The 20,579-nt window shown below is 29.0% G+C and carries 26 protein-coding genes and 1 pseudogene; 17 read left to right on the top strand and 10 right to left on the bottom strand.

Annotation, left to right across the window (positions count from 1 at the left end; genetic code table 11):
* Positions 1-14 precede the first annotated feature (14 nt).
* Both sppA and mqnF read right to left on the bottom strand, forming a co-directional pair.
* Complete coding sequence (gene sppA / locus FPD38_RS07415) at positions 15-908, bottom strand: signal peptide peptidase SppA (RefSeq protein WP_147556085.1); 894 nt, start codon at positions 906-908, stop codon at positions 15-17.
* A complete protein-coding gene (mqnF, locus tag FPD38_RS07410) occupies positions 896-2,119 on the bottom strand; it encodes an aminofutalosine deaminase family hydrolase (protein WP_147556084.1) in 1,224 nt (407 codons plus the stop codon). Before mqnF ends, sppA begins: the two co-directional genes overlap by 13 nt.
* Positions 2,120-2,208: 89 nt before the next feature.
* Between mqnF and aroQ the strand changes: the two genes are divergently transcribed.
* The 11 genes from aroQ to mnmA are packed head-to-tail and all read left to right on the top strand — an operon-like array spanning position 2,209 to position 11,012.
* On the top strand, positions 2,209-2,682 hold the full coding sequence (gene aroQ / locus FPD38_RS07405; protein WP_147556083.1) for a type II 3-dehydroquinate dehydratase: 474 nt from the start codon (positions 2,209-2,211) through the stop codon (positions 2,680-2,682).
* Entirely contained in the window at positions 2,679-3,704 is a 1,026-nt protein-coding gene (locus tag FPD38_RS07400; RefSeq protein WP_147556082.1) for a M24 family metallopeptidase, read from the top strand. Before aroQ ends, FPD38_RS07400 begins: the two co-directional genes overlap by 4 nt.
* A gap of 1 nt (position 3,705) precedes the next feature.
* Positions 3,706-4,179, top strand: a complete 474-nt coding sequence (folK, locus tag FPD38_RS07395) for a 2-amino-4-hydroxy-6-hydroxymethyldihydropteridine diphosphokinase (RefSeq protein ID WP_147556081.1) — start codon at positions 3,706-3,708, stop codon at positions 4,177-4,179.
* Between the two features lie 8 nt (positions 4,180-4,187).
* Positions 4,188-5,573, top strand: coding sequence for a flagellar biosynthesis GTPase FlhF (gene flhF, locus FPD38_RS07390; protein WP_147556080.1), 1,386 nt, complete (start codon positions 4,188-4,190; stop codon positions 5,571-5,573).
* Positions 5,566-6,429 carry a P-loop NTPase gene (locus FPD38_RS07385; protein ID WP_147556079.1) on the top strand — a complete coding sequence of 288 codons (864 nt, stop codon included), beginning with the start codon at positions 5,566-5,568 and terminating at the stop codon, positions 6,427-6,429. Before flhF ends, FPD38_RS07385 begins: the two co-directional genes overlap by 8 nt.
* 15 nt (positions 6,430-6,444) lie before the next feature.
* Positions 6,445-6,804 (top strand): OmpH family outer membrane protein, encoded by a 360-nt coding sequence (locus FPD38_RS07380; RefSeq protein WP_147556078.1) that lies wholly within the window; start codon positions 6,445-6,447, stop codon positions 6,802-6,804.
* A complete protein-coding gene (locus FPD38_RS07375) occupies positions 6,791-7,477 on the top strand; it encodes an RNA polymerase sigma factor FliA (protein ID WP_147556077.1) in 687 nt (228 codons plus the stop codon). The genes FPD38_RS07380 and FPD38_RS07375 overlap by 14 nt, the downstream gene beginning before the upstream one ends.
* On the top strand, positions 7,478-8,566 hold the full coding sequence (gene fliM, locus FPD38_RS07370; protein WP_039665076.1) for a flagellar motor switch protein FliM: 1,089 nt from the start codon (positions 7,478-7,480) through the stop codon (positions 8,564-8,566).
* Positions 8,559-9,407, top strand: a complete 849-nt coding sequence (fliY, locus tag FPD38_RS07365) for a flagellar motor switch protein FliY (RefSeq protein ID WP_147556076.1) — start codon at positions 8,559-8,561, stop codon at positions 9,405-9,407. The genes fliM and fliY overlap by 8 nt, the downstream gene beginning before the upstream one ends.
* Entirely contained in the window at positions 9,404-10,036 is a 633-nt protein-coding gene (locus FPD38_RS07360; RefSeq protein ID WP_147556075.1) for an LOG family protein, read from the top strand. The genes fliY and FPD38_RS07360 overlap by 4 nt, the downstream gene beginning before the upstream one ends.
* A complete protein-coding gene (mnmA, locus tag FPD38_RS07355; protein WP_147556074.1) occupies positions 9,999-11,012 on the top strand; it encodes a tRNA 2-thiouridine(34) synthase MnmA in 1,014 nt (337 codons plus the stop codon). Before FPD38_RS07360 ends, mnmA begins: the two co-directional genes overlap by 38 nt.
* A 25-nt stretch (positions 11,013-11,037) precedes the next feature.
* Here the strand turns inward: mnmA and FPD38_RS07350 are convergent.
* Positions 11,038-11,287: pseudogene (locus FPD38_RS07350) on the bottom strand (helix-turn-helix domain-containing protein).
* A gap of 72 nt (positions 11,288-11,359) precedes the next feature.
* Here FPD38_RS07350 and FPD38_RS07345 point away from each other — a divergent pair.
* From FPD38_RS07345 to FPD38_RS07330, 4 genes are all read left to right on the top strand, one after another.
* Positions 11,360-11,749 (top strand): outer membrane protein assembly factor BamE, encoded by a 390-nt coding sequence (locus FPD38_RS07345; RefSeq protein WP_147556073.1) that lies wholly within the window; start codon positions 11,360-11,362, stop codon positions 11,747-11,749.
* Positions 11,750-11,759: 10 nt separating this feature from the next.
* Positions 11,760-12,293: a hypothetical protein gene (locus tag FPD38_RS07340; protein ID WP_147556072.1), complete on the top strand. Its 534-nt coding sequence runs from the start codon at positions 11,760-11,762 to the stop codon at positions 12,291-12,293.
* On the top strand, positions 12,290-12,712 hold the full coding sequence (locus FPD38_RS07335) for a hypothetical protein (RefSeq protein ID WP_147556071.1): 423 nt from the start codon (positions 12,290-12,292) through the stop codon (positions 12,710-12,712). Before FPD38_RS07340 ends, FPD38_RS07335 begins: the two co-directional genes overlap by 4 nt.
* Positions 12,713-12,818: 106 nt before the next feature.
* Positions 12,819-13,043 (top strand): hypothetical protein, encoded by a 225-nt coding sequence (locus FPD38_RS07330; protein ID WP_147556070.1) that lies wholly within the window; start codon positions 12,819-12,821, stop codon positions 13,041-13,043.
* Positions 13,044-13,183: 140 nt separating this feature from the next.
* On the opposite strand, the gene FPD38_RS07325 is transcribed toward FPD38_RS07330, so the two are convergent.
* From FPD38_RS07325 to FPD38_RS07310, 4 genes are read right to left on the bottom strand one after another with little or no spacing between them, the layout of a single operon-like run.
* Positions 13,184-13,675, bottom strand: a complete 492-nt coding sequence (locus FPD38_RS07325; RefSeq protein ID WP_147556069.1) for a phosphatidylglycerophosphatase A family protein — start codon at positions 13,673-13,675, stop codon at positions 13,184-13,186.
* Between the two features lie 2 nt (positions 13,676-13,677).
* Positions 13,678-14,838, bottom strand: coding sequence for a sulfate adenylyltransferase (locus FPD38_RS07320; protein ID WP_147556068.1), 1,161 nt, complete (start codon positions 14,836-14,838; stop codon positions 13,678-13,680).
* Positions 14,816-15,691 carry a DNA-binding transcriptional response regulator gene (locus tag FPD38_RS07315; RefSeq protein WP_147556067.1) on the bottom strand — a complete coding sequence of 292 codons (876 nt, stop codon included), beginning with the start codon at positions 15,689-15,691 and terminating at the stop codon, positions 14,816-14,818. The genes FPD38_RS07320 and FPD38_RS07315 overlap by 23 nt, the downstream gene beginning before the upstream one ends.
* Positions 15,691-16,803, bottom strand: a complete 1,113-nt coding sequence (locus FPD38_RS07310) for a bifunctional 2-C-methyl-D-erythritol 4-phosphate cytidylyltransferase/2-C-methyl-D-erythritol 2,4-cyclodiphosphate synthase (RefSeq protein ID WP_147556066.1) — start codon at positions 16,801-16,803, stop codon at positions 15,691-15,693. Before FPD38_RS07310 ends, FPD38_RS07315 begins: the two co-directional genes overlap by 1 nt.
* Positions 16,804-16,909: 106 nt before the next feature.
* On the opposite strand from FPD38_RS07310, the gene FPD38_RS07305 reads away from it, so the two are divergent.
* Positions 16,910-18,010, top strand: a complete 1,101-nt coding sequence (locus FPD38_RS07305) for an Mrp/NBP35 family ATP-binding protein (protein WP_147556065.1) — start codon at positions 16,910-16,912, stop codon at positions 18,008-18,010.
* Positions 18,011-18,024: 14 nt separating this feature from the next.
* A complete protein-coding gene (locus FPD38_RS07300) occupies positions 18,025-19,185 on the top strand; it encodes a tetrahydrodipicolinate N-succinyltransferase N-terminal domain-containing protein (protein ID WP_147556064.1) in 1,161 nt (386 codons plus the stop codon).
* A gap of 269 nt (positions 19,186-19,454) precedes the next feature.
* Here the strand turns inward: FPD38_RS07300 and FPD38_RS07295 are convergent, their stop codons facing one another.
* Genes FPD38_RS07295 through FPD38_RS07285 form a run of 3 tightly spaced genes read right to left on the bottom strand, consistent with a single transcriptional unit; the run spans position 19,455 to position 20,530 of the window.
* Positions 19,455-19,796 (bottom strand): hypothetical protein, encoded by a 342-nt coding sequence (locus tag FPD38_RS07295; RefSeq protein ID WP_147556063.1) that lies wholly within the window; start codon positions 19,794-19,796, stop codon positions 19,455-19,457.
* On the bottom strand, positions 19,759-20,070 hold the full coding sequence (locus FPD38_RS07290; RefSeq protein ID WP_147556062.1) for a hypothetical protein: 312 nt from the start codon (positions 20,068-20,070) through the stop codon (positions 19,759-19,761). Before FPD38_RS07290 ends, FPD38_RS07295 begins: the two co-directional genes overlap by 38 nt.
* Before the next feature lie 10 nt (positions 20,071-20,080).
* The gene (locus FPD38_RS07285) at positions 20,081-20,530 is read right to left on the bottom strand and encodes a Dps family protein (RefSeq protein ID WP_147556061.1); all 450 of its coding nucleotides are present in this window, start codon (positions 20,528-20,530) and stop codon (positions 20,081-20,083) included.
* Positions 20,531-20,579 lie beyond the last annotated feature (49 nt).

Genomic DNA, 20,579 nt, shown 5'->3' with positions numbered 1-20,579 from the left:
CCTTTTTTTTGGTTTTAGTAAATTTTTTGCGAGTTTAGTTGGGTGAAAATTTGCGTTAAGGTGTTTGTAAAAAAACTTGCACTTCGTTCTTCTAATCTTTTTAAGAATTTATCTATAGCATCTTCTTTTTGCCAGATAGGATTTTTTACTTTGGCTAATTTTTCTAATTCTTTTTTAGCAAGTTCATAGTTTCCCACTTTATCAATTAATTTTAATTTTAAAGCTTCATCGGCTAAAAATACTTTTGCATCAGCCCAAATTTGTGTTTGATTTAGATCTAAATCGCGATTTTTAGCTACAAAATTTGTAAATAGTATATAGCTTTGATCAGCTAAATTTTGTAAAAATTCTTTTTCTTTTTCACTCCATTGTCGCATGAAAGTTCCAGCTTCTTTGTATGCTCCAGCTTTTATGGTTTGATCACTTATGCCTATTTTTTGAGCTAACTCACTTGCATTAAAACCTTGCATAATCACCCCAATAGACCCTACAAAACTAGCAGGATTAGCAATGATAGCATTAGCTCCTACAGCACTTAAATAACTCCCACTAGCTATAGTTCCACCAGCATATGCTATGACAGGTTTTTTAGCTTTTAAATCTTGTATAGCTAAGGCTATTTCCATACTTGGAGCAAATGCCCCACCAGGACTATCGATGTAAAATAATACTCCTTTTATGGCTTCATTATCTTTAAGTTTATAAATTTGCTCTAAAAGATTACTCGCATCGCTAATTTCGCCTTTTAAGTTGATTTGAGCTAAATTGGCATTAGAAAGTTTTGTATTTTCAGAGCTTGGAGAAAGGATTAAAAAAACTATAAATAAAAATACAAAAGTCTTAAAATAAGTGTTTATAAAAGAGATAATTTTACCTATGCCTTTAAAAAATGATTTTATAATTTGCATTCTTTTCCTTCGATAAATATTTTTGAAACTTCTTTACTTTGTAGGATAAATTGCAAAGGAAGTTGCTCTAAATTAGCACTATTTGGTAGTTTAAAAATACTAAAATCAGCAATTTTACCTTTTTTGATTTCTCCTAAATTTAAATCTAAAGCTTTGGCGGCTTTATTTGTTGCCATTAAAAGTAATATTTTAGCAAATTTTTCTAACTCAAAATCACCATGGATTAATAAATTTGCTCGCATTTCATCTAGCATACTTAGTGATACATTTGAGCTTAAGCCATCGCTTCCAAGGTGTATATTAATACCTTTTTTTAAATTTTGTTTTAAATTAAATGTTTTTTTGCTTAATAGTCTATTTGACATCGCACAATGAGTGATTGAGTGTAAATTTTTATCTAAATTTTCAAATTCTTTTAAATATACACAATGGGTAAATAAAGTTTTTTGACCTTCAAAAAGTTTTAAAAAATTTGCAGGAGTATAAAAAGGCTTTGGATTTTTGGTGAATTTGACTAAGCTTTTTTTAAATTTTCCTTTTTGAAAGCGTAGCCAATTGTTTTCATGATTACTTTCTAGAAAATGAGTACAAATTAAGTGTTTATTTTTTTTAGCGATATTGAGCGCAAATTGAGCAAGTTTAGGATGCGTAGAATATGGAGAATGTATAGATATAGCAGGGATAAATTTAGAGCTTTTAAATTTTAAGCTATCGTTGTATCTTTTTAAAAATTCTTCTTTTTTTTCTTTTATAAAAGTTTCATTTGATCCTAAAATTTCATTAAAAAATATGATTCTTGCTTGAGATTTCGCACAAGATGTTAAATCGGTGCCAAAACTTGATATTTCTCCTATAGTACTTGTACCACTTTTTAACATTTGTTGGATATTTTTTAAGATTAAATTTTCTTTAGCTTTTTGGCTTAAATCAAAGCGATTTGTAAAAATACTTTCTAGCCAAGCTAAAAAATCTCCAAATGCTAAATTTCCATTATTTGCACTATATTCTAAATGCGTGTGAGGATTGATAAAAGCAGGTAAGAGAATAGAGTTTTTATCTATATCAATAAGCCTTGCTTGAGGATAATTTTTTTGTAAATTTTCTAAAGTATCTATTTGTAAAATTTTTTCATCAAAAAGCAAAGCTTGATCTTTTAATATACTAAAATCATCATCGCAGACAAAAATAATTTTAGGAGCTATTATATACATGCATTATCCTTAGTGAAAGGTAAATTGTAGCTAAAATTTAGCTTTAAAATGTTATAATATAGTAAATTTTGCTAAAAAAGGTTAAAGTAATGAAAGTTATGGTTATACAAGGTCCAAATGTAAATATGTTAGGCATTAGAGAAACTCATATTTATGGCAATATGAAAATGGACGATATCCATGAACAAATGAAAATGGCTGCACAGCAATCCAATGTTGAAATTGAATTTTTTCAAAGCAATTTTGAAGGAGAATTGGTAGATAAAATTCAAGAATGTATAGGAAGTGTTGATGGTATAATCATCAATGCAGCTGCTTACTCACACACTTCTATAGCGATTCGTGATGCAATTGCAGCGATTAATTTGCCTGTAGTTGAAGTGCATATTAGCAATACTTATAGAAGAGAAGAATTTAGACAAAAAAGCATGATAGCACCAGTTTGTGCAGGTAGTATTGTAGGTTTTGGTCCTTTTGGTTATCATATGGCATTAATGGGACTTTTTCAAATTTTTGAAAGAATTAATGCTCATAAAGCAGTACAAGCTCAACAAAATCAATGAATTATATTTTAAAAAACGAGAATGCACTTTTTTATGAATGTGGATATTCTTGTGATAATGCTTTGTTTTTGAATTTAGAAAATGAAGCATTTTTTATTACTGATGCTAGATATATATTTGAAGCAAAAGAATGTATAAAAAATGCTCAAATTATATTAGCTCAAGATTTATTTGCTAAGGCAAGAGAATTACTCGCAGATAATGCTATTAAAAAAATAAGTTTTGATCCAAAAGATTTCACTTGTTTTGATTTTAAAGAGCTTAGTAAAGATAGCACTATAGAATTTGAAGAAAAATTAGATTTAAGTAAAAACAAACGTATTATAAAAACTGTTCAAGAATTAGAAATTTTACAAAAGAGCGTGAATTTTGGGAAAGAATGCTTTGATGAATTTGCTAAATTTATTAGCAAAGAAGGGCATGGTAAAAGTGAAAGAGAGCTTTGGTTTAAAGCATGTGAAATTTTTCAAAAAAAAGGAAAATTAGGACTTTCGTTTTCTCCTATTGTGGCGATTAATGAAAATGCAGCTAAGGCCCATGCTTTACCAAGCGAGAAAAAATTAGAATTTGGGGATTTATTATTAGTTGATGCGGGAGTAGTGTATCAAAGGTATTGTTCTGATCGTACTAGAACAGCTTGTTTTGATGAGAATGGAATAATTTTTGATAAAAATAAACCTAATTTTAAAGACAAGGAAATAGCACAAATTTATGAAGTAGTCAAACAAGCTCAACTTAAAGCTATAGAAAAAGTGCGTGTTGGTATGAAGGCAAGTGAGCTTGATTTTATAGCTAGAGAAGTTATAAAAAATGCAGGCTTTGAAAAAGAATTTATACATAGTTTAGGTCATGGAGTAGGGCTTGATATACATGAACTTCCAAACATTAGCCCAAGAAGTGATTTAGAGTTAAAAGAAGGAATGGTTTTTACTATCGAGCCTGGAATTTATATTCAAGATAAATTAGGAGTTAGAATTGAAGATATGGTTTATCTGACTAAAGAAAAGGCGGTGGTATTGTAATTTGTTAATTAAAGGAGCTAGAAGGATAGAAAAAAATCGTTTTTTTCCTTTTTATTCAAGCAATGGCAAAAGAGGAAAATATATAGCTATTATAGGTTTGGGAAGCAACATAGAAGATGAAAAAAAACGCTTTTTGGCCCTTTTTAGGATTTTGATGCAAGATAGGCGTTTGCAGATATTGCAAACTTCACCTTTTTTGATCAACAAAGCTTTTGGATTTGAAAATCAAAAAGATTTTACCAATGCTGTGATGATAGTAAGCACTAGCTTGCATGCAAGAGCACTTTTAAAAGTTTTGTTTTTTTATGAGTTTAAATTCAAAAGAAAAAGAACTTTTAAAAATGCTCCTAGAACGCTGGATTTGGATTTGTTATATTTTTCAAAGAAAGCAAGAAAAGATGAGTATTGCACAGTGCCTCATATAGGGGTAAATGATAGAATTAGTGTAACTTTGCCTTTGGGCTTGTTAAGATAAGGAAAAACATGGGACAATTAATTCATACTTTTACGGTTGAAAGCACAGATGAGATCATACCTAAGGTAAAACAAGATTATGGTGATAAAGCTTTAATTGTAACTAACAAGCAAATTAGACCAAAGACAATTAATCAAAAGCCTTTATATGAAGTGATTGTGGCGATAGAAGAAGCTGATTACGAAGAACACTTAAGACAAAACAATAAACCTTTACCATCTAAGAAAAAACCAAGTATAGCGAATTTCCCTGAGGCAAAAATTCAAGCTCCTTTACAAGAAAATGAGAAAAAAGAAGAAGATGTAGTGCTAGATTTTTCTTCAAAAGCAAAACAAAAACCTATCAATTCTTACACTAGTAGCAACAAAAAAGATGATAATTTTTTAAATTTAAAAAATAAACTTTCTCAAGTTAGTTCAGAAATTAGTAAGGTTTCTAATTATCAAGATTTTTCTATGCCAAATAATGTAAATTATGATAAAAAGATTGAAGCATTTGAAAAACAAATGAATAAACTTAATGATAAAATGAATTTGCTTGTAGATATGATGTGGGATGATAAAGCAGATTTGCGTAAAGAACTTGTCATACCACCTGAATTTGCAAGTATTTATAAACAAGCTAAAGCAAGTGGTATGCAAGAAGCTCATTTGGAAGCGATTATGAAAGCTACTATTGAAAATATGCCAAGTACTATGAAAGCAAACCAAGAAGCAGTTCAAAGGTATTTTTACTCACTTTTAAGAAATATGCTTCCTTGTCGTTTAGAAAATGAAATAAAAAAACAAAAAATTATGATGTTAGTGGGACCAACAGGAGTGGGAAAAACAACTACTTTGGCAAAGTTAGCTTTTCGTTATGCTTATGGAGATAGACGCTATAAAACAGGGATTATTACCCTAGATACTTATAGAATTGGTGCAGTAGAGCAACTTTTTCAATATGCTAAGATGATGAAATTACCTATTATTGATAGCATTGAGCCATCTGATTTAGATGATGCTATAAAAAGTTTAAATACTTGTGAGGTAATTTTAGTAGATACAACAGGAAATTCTCAATATGATAAAGCAAAACTTGAAAAAACTAAAGAATTTTTATCTCATTCTAATGCACAAATTGATGTAAATTTGGTTCTTTCAGCCAATACAAAATATGAAGATTTACTAGAAACTTATAATAATTTTTCATTTTTAAATATAGATACTTTAATCATTACTAAATTTGATGAAACAAAAGTTTTTGGAAATGTTTTTTCATTATTATATGAAACCAATACTCCAATGAGCTTTTTTTCTATAGGGCAAGAAGTTCCTGATGATATAGAAATGGCTAGTAGTGACTTTTTAGTGCGTTGTGTATTAGAGGGTTTTAAAAGGGATGAAAATGAGTAATCAAGCAGAAAAATTAAAAGATTTAATAAAAGATGAAAAAACTAATACAAAGCAAACTCATTTTATCGCTGTAACTAGTGGTAAAGGTGGAGTTGGAAAAAGTACTTTTAGTGCAAATTTAGGAAATATTTTATCTAAAAATGGCTATAAAGTAGGGCTTTTTGATGCAGATATTGGACTTGCAAATTTAGATGTGATTTTAAATGTGCGTGTAGAAAAAAATCTTTTACATGTTTTAAAAGGCGAGTGTTCATTAGAAGATATTTTAATCGAAGTAAAGCCAAATTTGTGGCTTATTCCAGGTGAAAGCGGAGATGAGATTTTAAAATACAATGATAAAAATATTTATGAGAGATTTTTAAACCAAACTAGTATTTTGGATGATTTAGACTTTTTAATCATTGATACAGGAGCAGGTATTGGTGGAAATATAGGTAATTTTTTAGAAATGTCAGATGAGGTTATAGTGATTACCGTTCCTGATCCTGCTGCTATTACTGATGCTTATGCGACTATAAAAACCACTTCAAAAACTAAAGAAAATTTATTAATGGTGTTTAATGTAGTCAAAAATGAAAGTGAAGCTTTAAGAATTTTTGATAATATTAAAAAAGTAGCAAATATCAATATAAAACATAATTTGGATTTAGAATTTTTAGGCTTTTTAGCTCAAAGTAAGGATATAAGCTCAAGTATTAAAAAACGAACTTTATTTAGTGATGAAGATACTAATGCAAGCGATGAGCTTAAAGCTATAGCTTCTAAACTTTTGTATAGGTTGGAACAAAAAGTGCTTAAAAATGTAGGTGATAAAAGCATTATGAGTTTTTTCAAAAAGCTTTTGGATCGTTTTTGAGATTGAAGGAAATTTATGAGACCAGACAATTTTGTAGCTTTTTTTACAGTTTGTGGTTTTTTTATAGGTTTAATGTTTACTATAGTTAATATAAATGATGCTGTAGAAATAGTAGTATATACTTGTTTGATTACCTTTGTTTTTTATGTTTTGATACATATTGTTATTATGGTATTTGTAGATATTCATAAAATTGGTGGTAGGCATTTTAATAAAGAAAAGTATGAAACAGAAAATAATAAATTCATTGCAGAGTTAGCTGCTAGAGAAAAGAAAATGGATTATTTATTAGAAAAACTTCAAGAAGAAAGAGAAGATTTGAAAAAGCTTGAAACCTCTAACAAACGAAAAAGTGTCAAACATGCAGCCGCATAATGCCTATGCTTCGGCATTAAAAAAAGAACAAGATGATTTAGTAATCTCTTATATGCCTGCTTTAAGAGCTATGGCATTTAGATTAAAAGAGCGTTTGCCAGCAAATATTGATGTAAATGATTTAATTAGCATTGGTGTTGAAGAGATGATTAAACTTTCACGTCGTTATGATAAAGAGCAAAATGATAATTTTTGGGGTTTTGCAAGAAAAAGAGTTAATGGAGCTATGCTTGATTATCTAAGAAGCCTTGATGTAATGAGTCGAAGTAATAGAAAAATTATCAAAGAAATTGATGCTATAATTGATGAATTTTATCAAGAAAATGAAAAAGAACCAGATGATGAGTATTTAGCACAAAGGCTTAATTTAGAGGTGGATAAAGTCAAAGAAGCAAGAGCTGCACACGCAATTTCACTTGTAATGCCTTTAGATGAGCAATTAAATTGTTTTAATGATAGTAATATCATAGAACAAATTGAAAAAGAAGAATTAATAGAAAAAATCAATGCTGTTTTGGAAGAATTTAAAGAAAGAGAAAAATTAGTTATACAGCTTTATTATTATGAAGAATTAAATTTAAAAGAAATTGCTGAGGTGTTGGAGATTAGTGAGTCTAGAATTTCACAAATTCACAAACGCTTATTAAAGAAAATTCGTGAGAGGTTAGCTTAGATGGCTGAAATACTTTCCCAGGAAGAAATTGATGCTTTATTGGAAGTTGTTGATGATGATAGCGATGATAGTGCTGCTTCTTCTAAACTTGAAGAATTAGAAGATAAAAGAGATATAGTTGTTTATGATTTTAAGCGTCCTAATAGGGTCTCAAAAGAACAACTTCGCTCTATCAAAGGCATACATGATAAACTTGCAAGAAATTTAGCTTCTCAAATTTCTTCTATGATGAGAAGTATTGTTGAAATCAAACTTCACTCGGTAGATCAGATGACTTATGGTGAATTTTTAATGTCTTTGCCATCTCCAACTAGCTTTAATGTTTTCTCCATAAAACCTCTTGATGGAAACTGCGTATTAGAGATCAATCCAAGCATAGCCTTTCCTATGATAGATAGACTTTTAGGTGGGCAAGGTGATAGCTTTGATACTTTACGGGAATTGACAGAAATTGAGCTTAATTTACTTGATTCTATTTTGCGTATTATTATGCAAAGACTTAAAGAAAGTTGGATGAATGTAAGTGAAATTTATCCAAGTGTAGAAGCAAAAGAATCAAGCCCAAATGTTGTGCAAATTGTTTCACAAAATGAAATTGTTATTATGGTGGTAATGGAAATTATCATAGGAAATTCAAGTGGTATGGTAAATATTTGTTATCCTGTTGTGCATTTAGAAAGTATTTTAAGCCGTCTTGCTAATCGTGATATAATGATGGGTGAAACAAGTGCTAAAAAATCAAGAAACAAAGAATTAAAAACCTTAATAGGTCGTGCAGAAGTTATATATGAAGCGATGCTGGGCAAAACTTTTATCAATGTGAGTGAATTTTTAGAGTTAAAACAAGGTGATATTTTAAAACTTGATAGAAGCGCAGATGATAAAGCTTTGGTCGCCATAGATAAAAAAGAAGTGTTTTTGGCTCAAGTTGGTCTTCATAGGTTTAGAAAATCAATTAAAATTCTAGAGCTTATCAAAACAGATAAGGATGAGATCAAAGAAATGCTTGAAAGATATGAAGACGAAAGAAGAGCAAAAGCAAATTCTTATGATGAGAATGAAGAAGTAGAGGAGGATGAAGATGATTAATAATTTTTTAAGTATATTTGTAAATGAATGCATCAGCACTATTGAAGGTTTGACAGGCAAAAGTGCTGAATTTAGCGAGTATTATGAGTATGATGTAAGTGCTCAAGATTCTATGACTCCTCCTTTAGTTAGTGCTACTTTTGTAGTAAATGATGATATGAAAATCAAAGTTTTAGCAAGTGCTGTTTTAATGAGTGCCATTGGTGAATGGATGATGGGCGAAGAAGAAATTTCTAAAAACAGTGAATTAAACGAAGATGAAATGGATGCAGCAAAAGAAGCCATGCAAAATATTATCTCAGCATTTTCTACTACTTTAGGTGCTCAAAAAGAAATTCCTAAAATGGAATTTAACTTAGAAAATTGCGAATTTGTGGCAGATAGTTTAGAACTTGGCGGTTTTCATAAATTATATTTATACAATGTAAAAATTGCAGATTTAGAAGAAAAAGTTTCTCTTGTATTTGATGAAAAAATTTACAAAGTTTTAACTAAAGCAGATTTAGAAGAAGTGGTTGCAAATTTATCTAATCCTAACGATGAGGTGCAAAATCATAAAGTTTTAGCTAATGTAGAAGAATTAAAAAACATCGGTTTGATTATGGATGTGCGTTTGCCTATAAGAGTGCGCATAGGTAGTAAAAAAATGCTTTTAAAAGATGTTTTAACTATGGATATTGGTTCTGTTATAGAGCTTGATCAGCTTGCAAATGATCCTTTGGAAATTTTAGTAGGTGATAAAAAAATTGCTTACGGTGAAGTTGTGATTGTAGACGGGAATTTTGGAGTGCAAATTACAGAGATTGGCTCTAAAAAAGAAAGATTAGAACAATTAAGATGAAAGAAATTATCGAAGATATAAAGTATTTTGATGAGTTAAAAAATTTATCAAAAGCTGTAACTTTTTTTGGTTCAGCAAGGTTAGCTCAAGATAATGAATATAGCATTCTTGCTTCTAAATTAGCTCAAGAATTAGCAAATTTAGGATATTGTATTGTTAGTGGTGGTGGAGCAGGGATTATGCAAGCTGCTAATTATGGTGCAATGCAAAGTAACAATTCTCATTTAAAATCTATAGGATTTAATATACATTTACCATTTGAGCAAAAAGCAAATGAGTTTTTAGAGTATAATATAACTTTTAAGAGCTTAGCCATTCGCAAAATGGCTCTTATTCAAAAGAGTTTTGCTTTTGTGATTTTCCCAGGCGGCTTTGGAACATTAGATGAATTTTTTGAAATTCTTACCCTTAAACAGCTTGAATTTAAGAAAAATGTTCCTATTATTTTAGTCGGGCAAAAATTTTGGCAACCTCTTGATAAATTTATTAAAACTTCTTTGTTGGAGCTTAATGTTATATCTAAAAACGATGAGTTAAAATATAGCATAAGTGATGATTTGAGTGAAGTTATAAAAACAATAAAGGACAATGATGAAAATTCTTGTTGCGATGAGCGGGGGTGTAGATAGTACTGTTACTGCTTATAAATTAAAACAAGCTGGTCATGAGGTGCAAGGTTGTTATATGAAACTTCATGGTAAGCCAAATTATCATGAAGAAAATATCAAAAAAGTTGAAAAAGTTGCTAATTTTTTGGGTATTAAATATCATATTTTAGACTTGCAAGAAGATTTTAAAAAGCAAGTTTATATGCCTTTTGTGGATACTTATAAAGAAGGAAAAACTCCAAATCCTTGTGCTTTGTGTAATCGTTTTATAAAACTTGGAAAATTGTTAGAATTTGCTAAAAGTTTAGGTTGTGAAAAATTAGCTACAGGTCATTATGCAAGGATAGAAAATAATTTAATTAGATGTGCTTTTGATGAAAGTAAAGATCAAAGTTATTTTTTAGCAAGTGCTGATAAAGATGCTTTAAAATATTTGATATTTCCACTTGGAGATATGAAGAAAGAAGATGTTAAAAAATTTGCTTCTACTATAGAAGTACTAAAATCTTTTGCTACTCAAAAAGAAAGTTCTGAAATTTGTTTTGTGGAAGATACCTATGTGCAAGTTTTAGATCAATTTATGGATACTAAAATTCCTGGAATTGTTAGAGATAGTAGTGGTAAAGAAGTAGGAAAACACGAAGGATATATGCACTATACCATAGGAAAAAGACGAGGTTTTGAAGTAAAGGGTGCACATGAGCCACATTTTGTACTAAAAATTGATCCTAGTAAAAATGAAATCATAGTAGGCAAAAAAGAAGAACTTAAAGTAAGCAGTTTTGAGTTAAAAAATATTAATTTATTTGTCGAACAAAAACAAATTGAATGTGGTGTAAAAATTCGCTATAGAAGTAAAATGACTCCTTGTATTCTTACCATTGAAGATGATAAGATCAAAGTAGAATTAAAAGAAGCAATTTATGGCGTTGCTAGTGGTCAAATGGCTGTATTTTACGATAAAGATTTAGTGCTTGCAAGTGGATTTATAAAATAATGGCACCCTTTTTTGGTGCTGTAGATTAATCTAATAAATCTTTTAATGGAACTTCTAAACTTTTAGAAATTTTATAAGTGTTCTAAATTAAAATGCTTACCATATCGATTGCACTCACAATTTGAATAAAATGCAACAGATTTTATACCTATATCTAGAGCTAGTTCCAGCTGAGAAATTCCTTTTTTTTCTCTGAAATTTCTTATATTTAATGATACTTTTTTATAAAAATTTAGAATTTCTTCTTCGCTAGAATTGCTAAAGTTCTCTTCCATTTTTTATCCTATAGGATTAAAAAGATATAATTTTTTTAAATATATCCTATAGGATAAATTAAAGGAGATTTAATGCGTAAAGTTTCATTGCTTTTTATCATTGCTTTATCATTCATTGCATGTAATAAAACTTTATATAATCCGCAAGTGGATGAAAAAATAACAGTAGCAAAAGCTCAAAAAGATATAAAAATTGGTATGAGCTCATCTGAAATCATAGAAATAATGGGATCTCCAAATATTATATCAACTGATGAGCAAAGAAGAGAAGTTTGGGTATATGATAAGATTAGCACCCAAAGAGCTTATCAAAATTCATCTGGTGGTATAAGTATTATTTTTGCCGGAGTTGCTGGAAATAGTGGTAGTAATGTTGGTACACAACGAACTTTAACTGTTATTATAAAATTTGATAATAACCAAAAAGTTAGAGATGTGGCATATCACACTTCAAGTTTTTAAGGTATTAAATATGAAGTTTATAATACCTATTTTTTTACTTATTTTTAGTGGTTGTGCAACAACTAGTGTTAAAGAGATGATGAAGATTGAAACATCTACAGCACAAGAAAGGCAATTGCAGACTAAAAGTTTTAATACTGTTGATACAAATAAAATTTTATCATCTAGTATTGCAACATTGCAAGATCTTGGATTCAATATAGATGAAATTAATAGAGATTTTGGAATAGTAAGTGCATCTAAAACAAGAGATGCTAGAGAAGTTTCTACTCAAGCTGGGATTATTGTCTTGGTGCTTTTATCTCCGGGTGCAGCTATGACTGCTTCAAAACATTCAGATCATACGCAAGAAATTAAGGCAAGTGTGGTTATCTCTACAAATAATAAAATCAAAAAGACTTTTGTAAGGTTTACAATGCAAAGAATTGTAAGAAATCAAGAGGGTTCTGTTAATGAAGTTGGAAGTATAAGAGAAGCAGAAATTTACCAACAATTTTATGAAAAATTATCAAAATCAGTGTTTTTGGAGGCAAACGAACTATGAAAAAAATATTATTATTTATAATGACTTTGTATTTTGTTGGGTGTGGTACGAATTCTAGACAAATGGTTATTGAAAATACTCAGCAGCTTCAAGTTAGAACATATCAAACAAAAGAATATGATTATCCTAAAAAAATTGTTGCAAAAGCTGGTGTTTTTACATTACAAGATCTTGGTTTTGTAATTGATAAAGCGGATTTGCAAACAGGAACAGTTACTGCAACGAAATTATCAAAAGGTGCAACAATGCGTATAACATTGGTTATAAGAGAAAAAGGAGATAAAAAATCAACTATTAGAGCTAATGCCCAATATGGATCTAATATGCAAATTCCAACTCTGGTAGAAGATCCAGAAATTTATCATTCGTTTTTTCAAGTGCTAGATAAGGCAATATTCTTTGAAAAAGAGAATATATAGAAAATAGACTAATCTTAATTTCGTTAAGATTAGTTTTAATAATAAAAAAATTGAAAAATCATATAAAGACATTATATTGTAGTATTTTGAAATTCTAAGGGTTAAAATGCAACTTATTGGTTTGATTGGTATAATATTAATTATGATTTTTATCATATTACTGGTTAAATTTTGGGAAATTTGGGCTGTAATTATAGGTATTATTGTTGTTATGGGTGCAATTGGTTTAATTTATGAGTATAAAGATGAAATCGGAGAGATTATCTTTAAATTACTTGTTTGGGGTGTAATACTTGGACTAATATTTGGTTTTTTGGTGTCGTTTAAATAAGCCGATTTTACATTCAAATACCAATTATATTGTATAAAACTATTCTTAAATAAGTGAAAATTAGCTATTTTTATTATTACTTTTTTATGTTTTAGCAGTGACTTGATAGTTTTTTGGATGGTATTATAATGTATTTAATTCTATAGTATCTCCATAATGCTTATATCAAACCATAAAAGATCAAATTTAAGTAAAATTCCATAAATGACTGCACTAAATAATCCTGCGAAAATCCCTGCTAAAACATCATCTAGCATTACGCCTAAACCGCCTTTGATTTTTTTGTCAATTTTACCAATGATAGAAGGTTTTGTGATATCAAAAAATCTAAATAAAACAAAAGAAAGCAAAAATGTAAAAATACTTTGCCCGCAAATTGCTAAGGCCAAAAATACTCCTACAACTTCATCTATAACTATATGTTTATCATCGTGCTTACCTGTTTGTTTTTCATATTGATCGATGATTTTAATTGAAATTAAAAAAAGTAAAATCGCAAGTAAAATCAAAGTTTCTATGCCAAGATATCTTAGTATAAAAAAAGCAGGGATAAGTGCTGCAATAGTTCCAAAAGTCCCAGGAGCTTTGTTTATACTACCTGAGTAAAAAAAAGTTAAAAATAATTTTTGCATTTTTACACCATATAAGACATTTGATGGAGTTTTATAAGTTGTTCATAAAATTCTTTATCACTTCTGTATTCTAAAATTCCATGTGTTGGAAATAAATTGCTATAGATATTTTGTTTATTATGAAAGCGATTTGGAAAAAGCTCTGATAAAATCAGGGCAGAAATTTCCCTTCTTATAAAAACTGCTGGTGGAATAATACCAAGTCTTAGTAAATTTTTTAAAGAATCCCCGTGGTATTTCATATGATGATGAGCTCCATGCGGACAAGATTTAGAGCTTACTATCATTTTACACTCATCGCAAAATACAAATTCAGGAAGTATGGTTACTTCTATATTATAATCTTTGGCAAAATCATCAAGCACAGTAAAGGCTCTATTTTGATTAAAAAACATTCCAAGTCCAGCGTGATTTTGCCCTACAAAAAGTTTATTACAATTAAAACTTTTGGCTAAAGCACATTCTAAAATAGGATTTAAATGAGAAGCAAAAATTTTTATATTATGTAAAGGTATGAGCAAAACTCTTGAAGAAGGTAAATAATTTTGAGCAAATACATCAAAACAACGCTTTTTCAAATTTAAACTCAAACCATTATTTTCATAAGATTCTATGAGAAAAATGATGACTAAGTCAGATTGTTCTATAGCCCATCTTAAAATTCTCTCATGTGCTCTATGGAAAGGATCAAAGCTTGAAACTATGGCTGTAATATTAGAAGGATTGAGTCTTTTTTTGATTTTTTCAAAATTTTCTTTGAGAGTTTTAATGCGGTTTTGATAAATTTCAAATTCACCACTAATACAAATTTCACCAAAATCTTCAATTAAGCAAGTATTGGGTCTAAAAATATCATTAGTATTTTTGTCATTTTCAAATTTACTCTCTAGTATGATGTGTCCTACTACTTGATCATTGCAAATAAATTCTAGTTTATCTTGAGTTTTTGTATGTTCTAGAGTTTTTTTATTTATGCTAGATGGAGCAAAGGTTAAAGCGTAAGGAATTTTATGTTGATTTACCATTTTTGTTTTTAAAAATTCATCTCTTTGTTTTTCATTCATCAACTTGGTAAAAGATCCAAAAATTCCTTCTTTAATAAAGCATAAAACTTCGTATTCTTCTTCTGTAATTATGATGCTATTTTTTCTTACTGATGCCATATTTTTTCCTTTTTTCCCATAAAGATTTTCTTGAAATTCCTAACTTTTTAGACAAATCAGTATCTGGAAAGATATTTTGATAACTTACTATAATATGTTTAACATAATCATCGATAGTTAAAATTCCACTAGCCTCAAAACTTTTTTCTTCATTTTCAAGTTCTAAAATCGGGATTTCTTTATATTCTAAGCTTGTATTTGTATGTATGATAATGGGTTTTTTCATTGCTAAATTTAAAACTTTTTCTTTTTCTGATGATTTTAAATTTTGAAAATTAACTAGATAATACAAAGCATCATTTTGTAGAATTTTATCAATATTTTGTGGATGAGACAGATCTAAATATATGCTAGCAATATTATTTTCATTAGAAAAGTTAAACACAAAACAATCTGCATAGTTTTGATTATTGGTTTTTAAAATAAGCGGTAGTTTTATTTTTTTATAATCAAAATTAGGAAGTTTTATAGTTTCAAATTTATGTTTTAAGTATGATTTATAAGTATGATTTAAAATACTCATTTTTTTAAAATCTTGAAAATGTTTAATCTTTCTTGTTAATTCTTCTATCATAAAAGGTTTTTGTATATAATCGCTCGCTCCTGCTTTGAGTGGTGATAAAACAGTATCTGAGCTTATGTAGGAAATCAATAGTATTATTATTTTGTGTTTAAAAATTTCGACTATATGTTCAAAATTTGCAATACTAGTTGATAGTAAAATAATTTCATAATCATGATTTGAAAGCTCATGCACACTAGTGATAATATCACATTCATATCCTATGGAATTTAGCTTTGATCCTATGCTTTGAGCTAAATAAAATTCATTTTCTACGATTAATACTTTCATTACTTTGTCCAATCATAATATTTTAAATTTGCACTAGCTAATACAGCTATACCTTCTTTTCTGCCTATAAAACCTAAATGTTCAGTGGTGGTAGCTTTGATATTGATTTTATTTGGCGTGGTTTTTAAAAATTTAGCGATATTGAAAGCAATATCATCTTTAAATTCTTTCATTTTTGGAGTTTGAGCTATGATGGTTATATCAGCATTTACAAGCTCAAATCCATAATTTTGCACCATATTATAAGCATTTTGCAATAAAAGCATAGAATCTGCATTTTTATATTGTATGTCATTATCTGGGAAAAGTTCTCCGATATCCCCAAGCCCAGCAGCTCCTAAAAGTGCATCGATTAACGCATGAGCTAATACATCTCCATCAGAATGAGCTTTAAGTCCCATGTTAGGATGAATTTTAATCCCACCTAAAAGCAATACTCTTTCTTCTCCAAATTCATGTACATCAAAACCATTACCATTAAATATATCTTGTGAAGGTTTTGGAAGATCTAAGCTTAATAAGTCTTCTTTATAAGTGATTTTTTTGGCTTTTTCATCTCCTTGGATATACCATATTTTACCATTAAGCGATTGAATAGCTGTGCTATCATCAGTAAAATTTAAATTTGTTTGCAATGCTTTTTTAAGCATACTTGTTTTAGAAAGTTGAGGAGTTTGTATGAGTTTGATTTTATCTCTTTGGATGTAATTTTCTTCATAAATAGTAGTATCACTTACTTTTAATACAGGGCTTATACAATCTGCCTTATCGTAGTTTTCAAGAAGATTGTTAAATAAATTTTTACTAATTAAAACTCTAGCAACATCACTAACTAAAACATATTCACTTTGGATCAAATCTAAAGCATTAAGTAAAGATTTAGCTCTTGTATCACCACCTTGAACAAATTTATATTCTGGAGCAAATTTTTTCATATGAGAAATATTACCAGAAGTAACAATTATTTTTTTAAAAGGGTAAAAAGAGCTAATATTTTTGGTTGTATATAACCATAAAGGTAGATCGCCTAATCTTAAAAATTGTTTTTTTACGGGAAGATTAAACCTTGTTGATTCTCCAGCAGACAGCATAATCAAGGAAATATCTAACATTTGTTACACCTTAATTTTTATCAATGTTACGATATTATACATCATAAAAGCCAAAATTAATATTTATACTAGTAGAATTATTTTTTAAACAATTAAGGAGAAAATTGTGAAAGAAAAAATAGAAGAAAGATTAAAGCAAGTTATATATCCAGGTTTTAAAAAAGATATTGTCAGTTTTAATTTTGTAAAGCAAATTGAAGTTAATGCTCAAAAAGTACATATTGTGGTTGAGATTGTTTCAGCTAATGCTCAAATTGCACAAGAATTAAAACTAAATATCACCAATGTTTTAAAAGATTTAAATTTAGAACTTGATTTAGAAATTATCCAGCCAAAAGCTCCTGAAGAAAAAAGCAATTCAAGAAGTGGTAAAAATATTACCCCGCAAATTAAGAATTTTATTATGATTTCTAGCGGTAAAGGCGGAGTTGGTAAAAGCACTACTACTTTAAATTTAGCAATTTCTTTAGCTAAAATGGGTAAAAGTGTTGGGCTCTTAGATGCTGATATTTATGGACCAAATATACCAAGAATGCTAGGAGAAAATAAAAGTAAGCCTGAAATTGTAGGACAAAAAATTCGTCCTATTTTATCACATGGGGTTTATATGATGAGTATGGGCGTATTGATAGAGGAAGGAAAAGGCTTGATGTGGCGTGGAGCTATGATAATGAAAGCTATAGAGCAGTTGTTAGCTGATGTATTATGGCCTGAACTTGATGTTTTATTACTTGATATGCCACCAGGAACAGGTGATGCGCAAATCACTTTAGCTCAAAGTGTGCCCGTTAGTGCAGGAGTATGTGTAAGTACTCCACAAGTGGTATCTTTAGATGATAGTAAAAGAGCGCTTGATATGTTTGAAAAATTACATATTCCAATAGCAGGAATTATAGAAAATATGAGCGGATTTTTATGTCCTGATAATAATAAAGAATATGATATTTTTGGCAAAGGTACCACTGAAGAAATGGCAAAAGCATATAAGTGCGAAGTTTTAGCTCAAATTCCTATAGAAATGAGTGTTAGAGAAGGTGGGGATAATGGAAAACCTGTGAGTTTTTATTTACCTGAAAGCCTTAGCTCGAAAAGATACTTGCAAGCTGCTGAAAAAATTTGGGAATTTATAGAAAGGGTTAATCAAGAAGGTAAAGTTGATAATGCAGCTATACAACCTATAATGAATGGTAAGAGTGCTTGCTCATAATAAAGGAGGAAAAAATGATTGAAAATAAGGAAGAATTTTTAGATTTAGTTAAACAAATCGAGCAAAGACTTAATTATAAAAAACCAAAAGCTTTTGGTATAGCAAGACTTGATTTAAGTCAAATAGATCCTAGTAAAAAACTTCAAACTTCTTTTGCTTTTGTAAATTATGAGCAAAATTATGCAGCAGCAGCCATTATGCTAGAAGCTTTTTTTAGAAGAGGTATAGAAGTTGATTTTAATGATAGTGAATTTGTAGCTACGCTAATAAAAGAAGATTTAGACTTTGCATTAGAATGTTTTGCACCATTTGTAGAAGAACAAGGTCATAAAAATATTGATGTAATTAAAGCCGCAAGAGAAAATTTTAAAGAAAATGAATTTGTGTTTGTAGCTATGTTTGAAGATCAAGCACCAAAAACTTTAGAAAATGTGTATTTAAAGCTTTATTTACTTTCAAGCAAAAAAGTACCTTTGAGAAGTTTAAATTTAACAGGAGCTTTTGGACTTTTGCCAAATATTGCTTGGAGTGATAATAATCCAATCGATTTAGATTTTTTAAGAGAAAATGAAATTATTTTAAAAATGAGCAAAAAATATCCTAAAATTGATTATGTGGATAAATTTCCAAGATTTTTAGCTCATATTATACCTGAGGATAATACTAGAATTTTAGAAAGCTCAAAAGTTAGGATGGGCGCAGTATTAGCCGCTGGAACTACTATAATGCCTGGAGCTGCTTATGTGAATTTTAATGCAGGAACAACTGGAGCTTGTATGGTAGAAGGGCGTATTAGTTCTTCAGCTGTTGTAGGTGAGGGTAGTGATGTAGGGGGTGGTGCTTCTATACTTGGAGTTTTAAGTGGTACAAGTGGAAATGCTATTAGTATAGGTAAAGCTTGTCTTTTAGGTGCTAATTCAGTTACTGGAATTCCTTTAGGAGATAATTGTATAGTAGATGCTGGTATAGCTGTTTTAGAGGGAACGAAGTTTGCATTGGAAAACAAAGAAGAATTGCAAAAAATTAATCCTGAATTTAAATTTGATAAAGACATATATAAAGGTTTAGAGTTAGCTGGTTTAAATGGGCTTCATTTTAGACAAGATTCTATTAGCGGAGCAATGATAGTAGCTTTTAATAAAAAGGCTATAAAACTTAATGAAGATTTGCATTAATTCTTAGCCCTTCTTATGGGTTAAGAATTTTAAAAAATTCATCTAGTTTGTAAATGCAAACGCTAGGATGATGTTTGATACTTCCTATATGCAATAAAATTTCTTCACTATCTTTTTCATAAAGTTTTTGTATAAAATTAAAATTCCACCACTTGTAAGTGTTAAAATTTAAATTATGAGTAGTGTTTATATGAAAATTTATATAAGAATGAGTTTGAAAATTTTGTTTTAAACCAGGTGTTTGAAAGGCATAGACTTCTTGTATTGCTTTAGGAAAAGTTCTTGCATAAATATCCGCCTAAAGAATGTCCTATGATTATGAGATTTTCATTAATAGTGTATTTTTGTTTTAAGTTATTGTAAAAATGATGCATAGATTGAATTTGACCTTTAGGTTTTTTGTTAAGCAAAATTAAAAAATCACTATAAAAGTCTTTAGCATCAAAACATAAAGGATTTAAATCACTTCCTGCGAAAGCTAAAATGTAGTTTTTTCTTTTTTTATCATAAATAAAACTGGCTCTAAAGCCCATTTTAGATTGTGGATGTTTTTCATTGATATGCTCAAGTATTTCATAATTTTTTACAAATTTTAAAGCTAAAAAAAGCATTATTTAAACCGCCTACTGGAATTTTTTCATGTTTATAAAAAGGATTGGTTAAAGCTTTTAAGATGGCTTTGCGTTTTTGAAAACCTTCTTTTTGCAAATTTTGGTTTAAAAATACATTAGCACAACAAGCTACCAAGCTATAATCATATAATTTTTGTAATAAATCAATATTTTTTTCAAAATGATTTTGCAATGCAAATAAAAGTAATTTTTCTTGAGAGTTTAAATTTGTTTTTTGACTTAAAGCGATGAAGCTTTGTAAGTCAAAAAACATTGTAAAATCCTTACATGGAGCAAGTGTTTTGAATGGTTGAATTTAACATCCAAAGTGTTTTTTCATATTTTGCGATATTTTCTTGAGCAAAGGCTGCTGTGGTAGTATCGCTAGCTTTTTCAGCTGTTTCATTTAATTTTTTAAATTCACTCAAAAGATATTTATAATCTTCTTTTATTAATTCTAATACTTCTACCGGAGTAAAGCAATCTTTTTGAATTTTTGGTGCTTTAGTTTCATTTAGTAATTTTTCTGGGCAGACTATAGCTTTTTCTCCAAGCTGTAAAACTCTTTCTGCGCAGTTATCAAATAATTCAGCCATTTCTTCATAGGCTTTTTCGGTATATTCATGGATAGAAAAAAATTGAAGTCCTTTTACATTCCAATGATAATTATGGAATTTAATCCATAGACTATGAGCATCTGCTTGTAATTGCAATAATTGTTTGCTAACTGACATGTTCTCTCCTTTTTTAGTTTTTGAAAATTATAACATAAAATTTATAATT

The sequence above is a fragment of the Campylobacter volucris genome (assembly GCF_008011665.1).
GTDB lineage: Bacteria > Campylobacterota > Campylobacteria > Campylobacterales > Campylobacteraceae > Campylobacter_D > Campylobacter_D volucris_A.
The sequence above is the reverse complement of the archived record's forward strand: the minus strand, read 5'-3'. Positions and strand labels throughout refer to the sequence as shown.